Origin of the sequence: Arthrobacter terrae (assembly GCF_015708085.1) — a bacterium.
Lineage (GTDB): Bacteria > Actinomycetota > Actinomycetes > Actinomycetales > Micrococcaceae > Arthrobacter_M > Arthrobacter_M terrae.
Window position 1 is genome coordinate 225868 of the sequence record NZ_JADNYM010000001.1, and the last position, 13022, is coordinate 238889.

9 protein-coding genes are annotated in these 13022 nt (G+C 62.5%); 3 read left to right on the forward strand and 6 right to left on the reverse strand.

The genetic code is table 11. From position 1 onward, the window contains the following. Positions 1-48 precede the first annotated feature (48 nt). Entirely contained in the window at positions 49-1353 is a 1305-nt protein-coding gene (locus IV500_RS00965) for a nucleotide disphospho-sugar-binding domain-containing protein (RefSeq protein ID WP_196394944.1), read from the reverse strand. Then, a complete protein-coding gene (locus IV500_RS00970; RefSeq protein ID WP_196394945.1) occupies positions 1350-3560 on the reverse strand; it encodes a glycosyltransferase in 2211 nt (736 codons plus the stop codon). Before IV500_RS00970 ends, IV500_RS00965 begins: the two co-directional genes overlap by 4 nt. Positions 3561-3856: 296 nt before the next feature. On the opposite strand from IV500_RS00970, the gene IV500_RS00975 reads away from it, so the two are divergent. Further along, the gene (locus tag IV500_RS00975; RefSeq protein WP_230854323.1) at positions 3857-5245 is read left to right on the forward strand and encodes an MFS transporter; all 1389 of its coding nucleotides are present in this window, start codon (positions 3857-3859) and stop codon (positions 5243-5245) included. A gap of 77 nt (positions 5246-5322) precedes the next feature. On the opposite strand, the gene IV500_RS00980 is transcribed toward IV500_RS00975, so the two are convergent. Together IV500_RS00980 and IV500_RS00985 are read right to left on the reverse strand one after the other, a co-directional pair. Continuing rightward, entirely contained in the window at positions 5323-6180 is an 858-nt protein-coding gene (locus tag IV500_RS00980) for a 3-hydroxyacyl-CoA dehydrogenase (RefSeq protein WP_196394947.1), read from the reverse strand. A gap of 26 nt (positions 6181-6206) precedes the next feature. Further along, positions 6207-6839 carry a TetR/AcrR family transcriptional regulator gene (locus IV500_RS00985; RefSeq protein ID WP_196394948.1) on the reverse strand — a complete coding sequence of 211 codons (633 nt, stop codon included), beginning with the start codon at positions 6837-6839 and terminating at the stop codon, positions 6207-6209. A gap of 69 nt (positions 6840-6908) precedes the next feature. Here IV500_RS00985 and IV500_RS00990 point away from each other — a divergent pair, with 69 nt between their 5' ends. Then, entirely contained in the window at positions 6909-9320 is a 2412-nt protein-coding gene (locus IV500_RS00990) for an alpha/beta fold hydrolase (RefSeq protein ID WP_196394949.1), read from the forward strand. 134 nt (positions 9321-9454) lie between these two features. Then, positions 9455-10702, forward strand: a complete 1248-nt coding sequence (locus IV500_RS00995; protein WP_196394950.1) for a mechanosensitive ion channel family protein — start codon at positions 9455-9457, stop codon at positions 10700-10702. Positions 10703-10748: 46 nt separating this feature from the next. Here the strand turns inward: IV500_RS00995 and IV500_RS01000 are convergent, their stop codons facing one another. Together IV500_RS01000 and IV500_RS01005 are read right to left on the reverse strand one after the other, a co-directional pair. Next, positions 10749-11852 carry a YihY/virulence factor BrkB family protein gene (locus tag IV500_RS01000; protein ID WP_196394951.1) on the reverse strand — a complete coding sequence of 368 codons (1104 nt, stop codon included), beginning with the start codon at positions 11850-11852 and terminating at the stop codon, positions 10749-10751. 82 nt (positions 11853-11934) lie between these two features. Further along, on the reverse strand, positions 11935-12894 hold the full coding sequence (locus IV500_RS01005; protein ID WP_196394952.1) for an ROK family protein: 960 nt from the start codon (positions 12892-12894) through the stop codon (positions 11935-11937). Positions 12895-13022: the final 128 nt, after the last annotated feature.

The window sequence follows — 13022 nt, forward strand, 5'->3', positions numbered from 1 at the left end:
CAATTTAGCCACTACCCGCACAATGGCAAGGTGCCCTGCTGCGTGCAGCTACCCCTGAAGTGCCGAACGAATCCGGGCGTGCCCGTCCCCTTGGCGCAGGGAACGCCCAAGTTCCTGCAGGGCCGCCCGTTTGTCTTCGGGAAGCTGCAGAACGGAGCCCAGCGCAAGTTTGATGTCTGCGACGGTGGCAGTATTTGGTGCCAGGGCTGCACCAAAGCCGGTGGATTCGAGTGCAGCGGCACCGGCGAACTGATCTGTAGAGAACGGCAGAACCACCAACGGCACGCCAAACGTCATGGATTCGGTGACGCTGTTGTTGCCCCCGTGGGTCACGCCCGCGGCGGCTGATTCCAGCAAAGTTACCTGCGGAAGGAATTCACCCACGAGCCAATGGTCTGGAATTTCCCCAAGGGCTGCCAAATCCCCTGAACCGTACGCCACTGCTGCACGGATCCCGCACTCCCGCAGTGCGGTAACGACCTTATTGAGGACGTCGTCGCGTACCGAAAGAAAGCTGCCGAAGCTCACATAGACAAACGGTTCGCTGGTGGATGCAAGCCACCGCTCCACATGCGGCTCGGTGGGCTCGGAGCGCACAGAGGAGCCCAGGAACAGATGCTGTGGCAGCAACTCGGTTCGTTCCGTTGGCACCAGTTCGGCCGGGTAGTTGAAAATGAGCAGGTCACCATGCTCGGCAAATGCGTCTGGCGAGGGTTGGAGCGTGGGAGCCAATTGCGTCAACGCCAGGTTCCACTGCGTGGTGAATGATTCGCTGACCTGCAGGCACAAGTTCTTCAGTTCCTGCAGATCTGCCTCATCGGGGGAGAATGCGGCCGGCCAGGCTGGAGGAAACCCGTACACCTCAGCGGCCAGAGGCAAGGGCAATGCCGTGGGATGGCCCAGGACAACGTCGATGTGATGTATTCCGGCAGCAACCATGGCCAGCCGAGCGCTGAACGCCAGATGATCGACAATGATTGTCTGCGGGTTCAGCTCCTCAATGATTGCCTGGACTGCACGGGCAGTCTTGACCGGCTCCCACATCAGGTCGTTCATGCGGGCCTCTGCCTGGAAGGCAAGCGTCTCAATCATGCCGCTGCGTGTGGCTGAGAAAAATCCGCGCAATGCATCGTCTTCACCTTTGGGCTGTTCTTCGGCGCGGATCACCCCTGGGTTTGAGCCCCGGCTCAGCTGCAGGGGGACATGTTCGAACCCAAAGGATTCGACAATCGAAGCGGTGGCAGGTCCGGTCGCTACCACCACCTGTTCGCCTGCCTCCAGCCAGCTGGTTCCCATGGCAGCAAGGGGGTAAAGATGGGAGGCATAATCAGGGCTGATTATCAGAAGGGTCATGGGGACAAAATCAATTCTCTTCGAAGTTCAACATCGTCATGGTGGACATCGGCATACACCTGGGTCAGCGTGTGAGCCATCGCTTCGATCGTGAAGCGTTCCTGGACAACGTTGCGGGCGTAAACAGTGCGATTGTCTGTGGTTTCTCCAGCTGCACACAGCAGTGCCGCATGGACCGCGTCACGCAATAGCGCGGTGTCCCACGTTGTTGTAAGGAATCCAGTGCGCCCCTGCTCGACATAGGTTGCCGGACCGCCAGTATCGGGACCAACCACCACAAGACCTGACGCCATGGCCTCCAGCAACGCAATGCCAAATTCTTCCTTAAGGCTTCCGCAGACGTAAACACCACGGGGAGCCGCGTAACCGGGCAATCCAGTGCTCGTCGCTGCGACCCAACGGGCCACAGTGTCGTTGGGCCGGTGCCCCGAGAGCACCAAACCCGACCTGAGTTGTTCGTGTGGGCCTACGATTGCGGCTATGCGGTCAAGTTGTTCGCGTTCATCGGCCGACGGGTTTTGGAGGTTTCCGCCAATCAGCAGAAGATTGGTTCGATGACGCAGATCGGACCCGGCCCACGCTTCGACGATGGTGGCCATGCCCTTGACCCGGTGGAATCTTCCAACACTGGTCAGCAAGGGCAGCCCGCGGCGTTCGACCGGAAGCCCGCTAAGAAGGTCCCGGAGTTCCAGCAGTCCCGCGCTGGCTGGTTGTCCGGAAGCAAAGGACTGCGCTTCAAGAACTGCCCGGTCAATCACTGCCAGGTCAATGCCTTCGGGGACAATTGTGTGTCGCTTGGGTTCCTTGGCAATATCAATGCCAACCAGCTCGATGATATCGTGCCGCAGATTGGGTCGTGGGAAAAACACGGTATGGGCTGAATTACTGGCCAGCCGCTGAACGAGCCGGGCGCGGAACCAAAAATGTTCCACCTCGTCAATGTCCCCGAAATTCTCCCGGTTGAGGGTGCCCGCATGATCCATCGAGTTAATGACTGAGTGTGGATCCGGTGCCACGGTGAAAACCACCGGAATGTCCAGGGCGCGGGCGACGTCGAAGGCCGCCAAGCTGCCGACGTCCGCCATCCGCAGGTGAATTACCTGAACGCCTCCGGCTGCCCTGAGTATCCGGCTGATGCCTCGTCGGGCGGCGACCAGAAACCGCCAGGCGTTCGCTGATTGCCTTGGGTCCTGCAGCAAAGGGATACGGCCGTACACGTGGCCGTATTGGGTTTCGCCCAGTACAGCCACGCTCTGAGCCGCCTCGTCCGCTCCGCCTCTTGATAGGGTCAGCACTCGATCAATGGGCAGGCAGCGGTCCGTTCCAACAGGGAAGGCATCCGGGTCGCGGTCTTGGCCGGCAACGAGCGCATCGCCCAGACGTACCAACAAGGTGGCAATACCACCGTTATCTCCACTGCCTGATTGGCTCAGGTCTGCGTCAATATCGGCATGGAGAAAAAGCTGGGCGACCGTCAGACCTGCTTCTTGTTGCGGCATTGCCTCGAGGTTCTCCGAAATGTCCTGCACCGCAAGATCGACCAGGGAAAGCTGGGCCACCTCGGCGAGACGGCCCCCGGTTTCAACCAGTTTTTCCAGGAACTCGACTATTTTCGGCTGCCCCTTGCGTTGTCCCAATGCCGCGATGGCAGCAATGCGGACAGATAAATCCTCACTTTCGTCCTGGGCTATGCGCAGCAACGCAGTCGTGGCGATGGAGTGCTGCACTAAGCCAAGTGTTTCCACCAGCCGATAGCGGCTCTCCGGTTCAGTAACACCAAGCAGCGCGCTTTCCAGACCGATGGTGACGAGTTCAAGGGCTGAAGTTGCCCACACTTCAAGAGTTCGTTGGGACAACATCGCGGCGAACCCGCCGGAGGCTACCAGGCCAATGAGCCGTCCAATGGATTCGGCGCGGGGAACGCGGGACCTGTGGGCCCAAGCTGCGTGCTCCCGAATGAAACCATGTTCACTGGACAGAAGCTCGGACAACACTATGTCGGCTTCCTCATCGACCATTTGCGCCAGCGCATGAGTAGCTGCGATCGCTACGATCTGGTCTTTCGAACCGATGGCGCTGCGGAGGATGCGAATGTTCCTAACGCCGCCGTTGCGGCTCGCTTCAACCGCTAAATCGTCGGCAAGCCGCAGGGCATCGACGAGACGGTCAGCCTTCTTCAGCGCATCGAGACAGTTCTGAACCCTCATGGGTATACCTCTTCAGGGGTAAGTCCTCGTCAGCACAACAAATGAAATACACCTCTGATCCTAATCGCGGCTCACTTAAATCAACCACACGTGCATGGGCCATTTCAAAGCCCGGGCCGAAAGTTCCCGGGCCAGCCGGGACTAATCCGTGCCGGCCCGCCGTTAGGGTTATGGAGCCGGTATCGGTTTCGCGGTTTACGCGCTGTGGGCGCCGACGGAAGTGAGATCATGTGACGACGACTACTAGCGCGGGGATTGGCTTTCGCTCCCAGCGCGGGCCCATCCTGATCGCCTTAATGCTTGCCACCGGTCTGGTCGCCATCGACTCAACGATCGTGGCCACCGCGGTACCGTCAATAGTGCACGACATCGGCGGATTCTCCGCGTTTCCCTGGCTGTTTTCCGCCTACCTGCTCGCGCAGGCCGTCTCCGTTCCCGTGTACGCCAAGCTCTCCGATATGATCGGCCGGAAACCGATCGTTCTCGGCGGCATCGGTCTGTTCCTGCTCGGTTCGATCCTGTGCGGGGTCGCCTGGAGCATGCCGGCGCTGATAGCTTTCCGTGTGCTGCAGGGCCTTGGCGCTGGTGCGGTACAGCCCATGGCGATCACCATCGCGGGCGACATCTACACCATAGCGGAGCGCGCAAAGGTCCAGGGCTACCTCGCCAGCGTATGGGCCATCTCCGCTGTCGTCGGACCAACTCTCGGCGGAGTGTTCTCCTCCTTCGGCTTCTGGCGGGGAATCTTCCTGATCAATATCCCGCTGTGCCTGCTCGCCGGCTGGATGCTCATCCGTACCTTCCACGAGGATGTCCAGCGCACCAAGCACCGCGTGGATTACCCTGGCGCAGTCCTGCTCACGGTGGCGCTCAGCCTGATCATTCTGGGAGCCCTGCAGGGCGGCCAGGCCTGGGCCTGGAATTCATCGATCAGCATCGCGGTGTTCGCCATCGGAGCCGCCGCCTTTGCGGCGTTCCTGCTGGTTGAGCGCCGGGCCGCCGAACCTGTGCTTCCGCCATGGGTCGTATCGCGACGGCTCCTGACGACGACGGCGCTGATCGCCTTCGGAGTCGGCGCCATTGTGCTTGGCCTGACGTCCTACGTTCCCACCTTCCTCGAAGGTGCCCTGTCGACCTCGCCCATTCTCGCCGGCCTGGCTCTGGCTGCGCTGACCCTCGGCTGGCCGATCAGCGCCTCACAGGCGGGGCGCTTTTACCTGCGGATCGGGTTCCGCCGGACGGCTCTGATTGGCATCAGTCTGACAGTCCTTGGGGCCGCTGCACTTGTCCTCACTGCGCCCCGGCCCAGTGTCCTCCTCGTGGCCATCAGCTGCTTCATCGTCGGACTGGGCCTGGGCCTCGTGGCCACACCTACGCTCATCGCCGCCCAGGCGAGCGTGGAATGGAATGAACGCGGAGTAGTCACCGGTGCTAACCTGTTCGCCCGGTCCGTCGGCAGCGCCCTGGGGGTCGCCGTCTTTGGCGCGGTAGCGAACGCGATCTACGCCGGAAAACCCTACGGCAGCATAAGCCCGGATACCATCATCTCAGCTTCCACCGCAGTGTTCGTGGCCGTATTGATAAGTGCCGTACTGACCGTCATCGCCGTCTTCGCCATGCCCATCAGCAAAAGCGGGCCCGCCACTTCGACGACCCAAACCCAAGCCCGGGGAACCACCCCGTAAGGATCACCAGAGCAGCTGCACCCCGCCGGCACAACCAACCCGGATGGTGCGCAGCCGCAGGGAGGCGCTGGGCGGATTCAGTAGGTGTAGAAGCCTTCGCCCGTGGAGATCCCCAGCTTGCCCTTGTCGATGTAGTTGTCCTTGAGGTACTTAGCGAAGGCCAGCGACCCCACGTCCGTGGAGGACGCGGCGATGTTGTACGCCGTTGTCAGGCCAACGACGTCGTAGATCTGGAATGGTCCGCTCGGCGCTCCGGTGGCAATGCGCCATGTTTTGTCGATCGTTTCCGGGCTGGCGACACCCTGCAGGAGCAGGCTGGCTGCGGCATTCAGCAGCGGGACCAGCAGCGAGTTCAGGACGTAACCGGCTTTTTCCTTCTTGATTTCGATCGGCTCCAGCCCGCTGTTTCCGGCGAACTCGACGACGGCGTCGAACACGGTCGGATCGGTTTCGCTCGTGCCCATCACCTCGGCGATGTTCTGCACCCAGATGTTATTGGCGTAATGAATGGCGAGGAAGCGATCGGGGCGGCCGGTGGAGTCTTTGAGGTCACTCGGCAGCAGAGTTGACGAGTTTGTGGCGAAGATGGTCTTGGCGGGGGCCAGATCGCTGAGCCTGCGGAAAAGGTCCCGCTTAAGCTCAAGCAGTTCGGGTACGGCCTCAATCACGAGGTCTGCGTCGGCGACGGCGTCACCGAGGTCGGCGGTTAGGTGCAGATTCTGCAGAGCCGCTTCTGCTTTGCCACCCTCGGCACCGGCTACCTGCTGTGCCTGGTAGATGCCTGCGAGGTGGGCGAAGCGGGACCGGGCCTTTTCGAGGGCCTGGTCGTCAATGTCGTAGGCGGTGACAGCGAATCCGTGAAACGCGGCCTGGTAGGCGATTTGCGATCCGAGCACTCCGGTACCGAGCACGGTCAGCGTCCTGATTTCGGTCATTCGGGTTTTTCCTTTCGATGGGGTGGTTACAGGCGTCCGGGGTGGACGGACCCGTAGATACTGCGGATCCAGATGGTTGCCAACACCTCCAAGGCACGGGACTCCGCGATGGCGGGGCTCTCCTGGTTGATGACTGCGGTGATCACCCGCTCGTTCATCAGGTTCAGGCTTACTGCCAGGTCGTAGGCGTCGATGCCGTCGGGCGCGGCGCCCCGCGCCCGCTCGGAACGGATCACCTCGGTTGAGAAGTCGGCCCAGGACTGCATCGACTTCGACCAGAGCGCACGCACCTCATCGTTGCGCGCGCGCGCGGCGATGGCCGCGGTGGAGACGCCGCGGTGGGATGCGAACACGTCGACGAACATGCCGATTGAACGAGTCCAGGAGCCTGCGGGATCGCTGTGGAACTCCCGCGGCAACGCGGCGATCCGGTGTTCCACCTCGGTGATGACACGGTCCAGAAGAGCCAGCAGCACCTCGTCTTTGGAGGAAAAGTAGAAGTAGAACGTGGGCCGTGAGATGCCGGCTCCCGCGGCTAGATCCTCGATCGAAATATCATCGAAGACCCGCTCGCCAAGGAGCGCCTCGGCCGTAAGAAGGATCGCGTCCTGGCGCTCATCGCCCGAGACCCGTGCGGTACGTCTTCCTCGTTGAACCATGCGCCTATCCTAGCCCGAACACTCAACACGGTGTTGACTGCGCCGACACGAAGTCGATAACTTGGCCTCATGAACGAACACGTAGATGTGCTGATTGTCGGCGCCGGGCTAAGCGGTATAGGTTTTGCCAGCCGCCTCAAACGCGAACTACCCGGGAAGAGCTTCACAATCCTCGAGTCCCGCGCAGCAGTGGGAGGCACCTGGGATCTTTTTAGATACCCGGGCATCCGCTCTGATAGCGACATGTACACGCTCGGCTACTCCTTCCGGCCCTGGGCCGGTGCCAAGGCGATCGCCGACGGCGGATCTATCCGTGAATACATCGAGGCGACGGTCGTAGACGAAGACCTCGCATCGCGGATCAGGCTGCACCACCGGGTCGTGTCGGCCCAGTGGTCCAGCGAAACTGCGCTGTGGACGGTTACGTCAGTCATCACGTCAGAGGGTGAATATCGCCGCGACGATGCTGCGTCGTCCGCCGGGCAGCGCGTGAATTTCACCTGCTCGTTCCTGTCGGTCTGCTCGGGCTATTACCGCTATGACGAAGGCTTCACCCCGGCCATCGAAGGTGCCGGGACCTTCACCGGATCGATCGTCCACCCGCAGCACTGGCCTGCTGATCTTGCTTACGATGGCAAGCAGGTGGTGATCATTGGCAGCGGTGCCACCGCGGTGACACTCGTGCCGTCGATGGCCGGCTCGGCTGCCAAAGTCACCATGCTGCAGCGCTCCCCCACCTACATCGCCTCCGTGCCGTTACGGGACCCCCTGGCCGAGCGGCTCCGAGGCAAGATGCCGGCGCAACTGGCTTACGGCGTCGTACGGGGGAAGAACATTCTTTTTTCGATGTTTACGTACCAGCTCAGCCGACGCCGGCCGGAAACGATGAAGGCAATCCTGCGCAGGCGCGCCATCGCGGGGCTGCCGGCGGGCTTTCCCGTCGACACACACCTGGCCCCGTCCTATGCACCATGGGACCAGCGGCTCTGCGCAATCCCCAATGATGACCTCTACCGCGCCATCAGTGCAGGCACTGCCGACATCGTCACCGACCAGATCTCGCGGATCACCCCGCGCGGGATTGACCTGGTCTCGGGCAGATCAATCCCGGCCGACGTGATCGTCATGGCGACAGGACTGAACCTGCTCGTGATCGGCGGGATGACCCTCGCCGTCGACGGCGAGCCGGTGGAGGTAGGCAAAACCTTGACCTACAAAGGCATGATGCTCGACGGCGTTCCCAACTTTTCGCTGACCATCGGCTACACGAACGCGTCGTGGACCCTCAAGGCGGACCTGGTTGCAGGCTACATCTGCAGGCTGCTGAAGTACCTCGACCGTAAGGACCTGCAATCGGTCACACCGATTGCAGACGCCGGCGCCGCGAATGCTGAGCTGACCTCCCTGATCGACCTGAAGGCCGGTTACATACTTCGCGACGCCGGTGACCTGCCCAGGCAAAGCACCGGTTCGCCCTGGCGCCTGCACCAAAACTACGTGCGGGACTTCGCCTTGCTCAGAGTCGGCAGAATGACGGACCACGTTCGTTTCGGCCGGGACGGGAAGCAGGGGAGCACACCGGCGCGGACACCGTCAGCGGCCCGCCCGGATCCCTTCGACCTCCCGGGAACAGGACACATCGAAGTCGCCGACAGGCGCCTGCGCTACCGAAAGACCGGCACCGGAGACCCTGTGCTCCTCCTGCACGGCATCGGCCAGAGCCTGGATGACTGGAGCGAACAACACCAGCGGCTCGCAGCACATCGCACCGTTTACAGCATTGACTTACCCGGCTTTGCGTACTCCGAACGGGCCCCCGGTCCCGCGACTTTGGCGAAGCTGGCGGACGTCCTGCCCGGTTTCCTCGACGCCGTCGGGGTGCACGAGCCGATACCTATCATTGGCAACTCGCTCGGAGGTGCCGTCGCCATGAAGTTCGCTGCCGACCACCCCCGCCGCGTCTCAGCCCTCATTCTTGTCAACAGCGCCGGATTCGGGCAGGATGTGGCACTGGTGCTGCGCCTGCTCACCTTGAGGCCCCTCGCGGCTGCGCTCATGCGTCCCAACGCGGCAGCTTCACTGCGCACCGTCCAGTCGATCTTCTATAACAAAGAGCTGGTCACCGAAGCCCGCGTCAACCACGCCTTCGCTTTGTCCCAGCGCGCCAGCCACCGCCAGACAGTGCTGGACATCGCGCGGGATCTTGGTACGATTTCGGGCATCAGGGCACAGTGGCGGACGGACCTCATCGAGGCGTTGGTGCACTCGGACATTCCAATGCTGTTGGTCTGGGGCGACCACGACCGCATCCTCCCCTACGCCCATCTGTCGGCAGCGACGGCAGCACTGCCACGCGCCGAGTCATACGTCTTTCCGGACACCGGACACATGCCCCAGATCGAACGCCCCGAAGAGTTCGCCGCAGTGGTTGGAGACTTTCTCGCCCGGGTCTCGGCGGGCCGCCAGGCGGCAAGCAGCTGACGCCTATCACCGGACCGGAACGGGCCGGAGCACCCAGGATCCTTGTGTTCGCCGGCAGCGCCGGCAGGCCTCGCCGGGCACGCTGCGCGCCGTCAGTTGGACACACCCCCCGGTCCGCCTGACACGATTGAGGTATGACTGACCTGTTCTCTGCCCTCGCGCCGGTACTGGCCGTACTGCTCGCGGCTATCGCCGCTCTGGTTGCAGCCGCCGTACTCCGTTTCATTCTGAACCGGGTTTTCCGGCGCGTTGCGGGTATCCGCGGGCAGACCACCCGCGCACGGAACCCCTTCCGGGTAACCGTTGCCCTCGTCGGTGTGCATATCGGCCTTGGCATCACATCGGCGGGCGAGCAGTGGTTTGCGCCGGTGGACTTCGTCGTGATGATCGGGGTGATCGCCGCGGTGTGCTGGCTGGCCATTGTCCTGCTGCTGGTCGGTGAAGCACTCCTCCTGACCCGGTTCCGGACCCCAGCGCAGGACACGCGGCGCACGCGCCGGCTCGAGACCCAGGTGACGCTCGGCCGCCGCGTCGCCGTTGCCCTGATCGTCACCCTGGCGGTGGCCGGCCTACTGCTGACGATTCCCGAGGTACGGGCATTGGGGACCGGCATTCTGGCCTCTGCAGGGCTGATCTCCATCGTGGCCGGCCTGGCGGTGCAAAGCTCGCTGACCAACGTCTTTGCCGGCGTGCAGCTGGCGTTCACCGACGCAATCCGGATCGACGACGTCGTCGTGGTCGAAAAGCTGTGGGGAAAGATCGAGGAAATCACTATGACCTACGTGGTGGTCCGGGTCTGGGACGAGCGGATGTTGATCCTGCCGTCGACCTACTTCACCACGACACCGTTTGAGAACTGGACCCGCACCAACTCCAAGATCATGGGCACCGTGGAGCTCGATCTTGACTGGCGGGTGCCCGTCGAGGAATTGCGCGCGCAACTGGCCTTACTGCTCAACGGCACCGATCTGTGGGATGGCCGGACCGGTGCTCTGCAGGTGACGGACGCCACCGGCGACTTCGTTCGCCTGCGCATTCTGGTCAGCGCCGCGGACAGCGGCTCCCTCTGGGACCTGCGCTGCCTGGTGCGTGAATCCATGGTGGCCTACCTGCAGACGACGCACCCCGGCGCGCTGCCCCGGCACCGCTGGCAGTCGGTCCAGACCAGCCCGGACGACGACGGCGGCGCACCTACCGCCGAACGTGCCGTGGCGGGCAATGGAGACCACGCCGGCCCCGGCGGATCCGCCGTCGGGAATGCGCGGCACGGCGGCATCTACGGCGGTTCCACCAGTGCCGAACAACGCAAACAGCAATTTTCCGGTCCCGGTGAAAGCGCCTTTGAGGAGCGGGAACGCCGTTCAGTGGGCAACCCCGCGTAAAACAGCCGGGCCAAATGTTCTCAGGTTGTACGTCGAATGTGCCCGCCTAACTATGGTCTCGGATCCGGACCCAAATGGAGTGCACGGTTTCCCGGACCCGGGCGATCAAGGTGTCTGTGCGGGCAGGTAGTGGTTGCCCGCGTCGCAGCAGGGTGCCGTGTTGTTCATCGATATGGGCGGTGCGCTGCCTGAGATCACTTGATGTGGTGTCCCGTGGGGGAAGTTGGAGCTGGGTTTCAGCGGGGATACCGGCTTGGAGTTCGCGGCCGCGTTCGAGTTCGGTGTTGAGTTCGGCGCCGAGGAGCAGCGACATATTGACGATGAATACCCAGATCAGGAAGATGATGACTCCGGCCAGAGTGCCGAAGGTTTGGTTGTAAGGGGAAAAGTTTCCGACGTAGTACGCGAATCCGGCTGATGCTGCGGCGAGGAGCACAATAGCCACGATGGCGCCGAGGCTGAGCCAGCGGAATCGTGGTTGTTGGATGTTCGGGGTTGTGGCGTAGAGAACGGCTACAAGCACCACAACGGCGGCGGTAAGGACCGGCCATTTTGCGACGTCCCACACGCTGACAGCAGTGTTCCCGATGCCGAGCGCTTCACCGATGGCGTGCAGGATTGGGCCCGACACCACCACAATCGTGGCGCTGAGGAGAACCAGGGCGACGAGCAGGACGGTGACTGCGAGTTGGGCAGGTTTCCGTTTCCAATAGGGGCGGCCTTCGTCGACCTCGTAGATGCGGTTCATCGCCCGGCCGAATGCGCTGACGAACGCCGAGGCGGACCACAATGCTGCCAGCACACCGATCACAAAGGTGAGGCTTGCGGTGGAGGCTGTCGCCATATCGTCCAAGGGTTGCCGGAGGACCTCGGTGACGGCTTCGGGCGCGACTTGATTCAGTAGCGACAGAAGCCGGTCAACTGTGGCCGGCCCGTCGCCGATAACACCAATGAGCGACACGATCGCTAAGGCTGCAGGAAACACCGACAGGACGGCGAAGAATGTCAGCCCCGCAGCGGCGTCAATGCCGCCGTCTTGACCGAATTCATGGATCGTCCGACGAAGCAAATACACCCAGGTCTGTTTGTGGATCTGGGTCGGCCATGATGCTTTCGCCGCATCGTCCGGTGGCGGCGGGTTCGTGGGCATGATTCACTGTATCCCGCCCGCGGGATGTGCCTACCGAAGGTGGATGCAAGCAGAGCATTCGGATACTGCACCCGTGTGTGAGTCAGCTCCTGGTGGTGATTGCTGCGCGGGCGAGCACGGCGGCACCTACGACCCCGGCATCGTCTTCCAGCTCGGAGACAACGAATTTGAGGTCGGGGTTAGGCTGCAGCATCCATGGTCTAGCCGCGTTGAATAGCCGCTTGGCAAGGTCTTGACCGAGCTTCTCAGCCAGGCCGCCACCGATAACGACCCGGTCCAGATCGAGGAGGTTGATCGTGGAGCCAACCGCGATGCCGAGGGTCTCGATCGCTGAATCGAACAGTTTCGCGGCGAGCTGGTCTCCGTCCTCGAGCGCTTGGGCCCAGACCTTAGAGGTCAGCTTCGATTTCCCTTCGTCGTCGCGGGTCGTGAATAAGGATGTCTTCCAGCCGGCATCGACCATCACCGTGGCGACGCCGCGCATCGATCGACGTCCGGCATAGGCCTCTGCGCACCCGCGGCGACCGCAGGTGCAGAGCGCACCGCCGGCCAGGACAATGACGTGGCCGATCTCGCCGGCTGCTCCCCGGCTTCCGACGTAGGGCCGGCCGTCGAGGATGAGGCCGCCGCCGATCCCGGTTCCCATCCAGAGACCGAGGATATTCCGTCCGCCTCGTGCCGCGCCCGCGGTCCATTCACCGAGCAGACCGACGTTGGCGTCGTTTCCAAGCGTGACAGGTACGCCAAGTTGATCCGATAGTGGTCCGATTAGGTCGACGTCTTCGGTCCAACCGACGAGGTTGGGCACGGTGAGGGCCCGCCCTTCGTGGACGACGCCGGGGATACCGACTCCTACGGCGATGGGCTGCGCGTCCAGGGATCCAACGAGTTCGGTGATGACCTGGAGGACATCCTCGGGCCCACCTTCAGGAGTGGCGGCTTTAGCCCGCTGGAGTACTTGATGACGTTCGTCGACTGAACCGACCTCAATGTTGGTGCCGCCAACGTCGACCCCAACGACCACCGAATCTTTTTCACTCATCCCATATCGTTGCACTAATTCGCCTGCAGAGCAGCTTTACCGCAGGCTCGACACACTGCTCACCGATATCGCCGGCCTCTTCGCTGGTCACCGAACCAACCCGGCGCACCCGCTGGGTTGTCACCGTC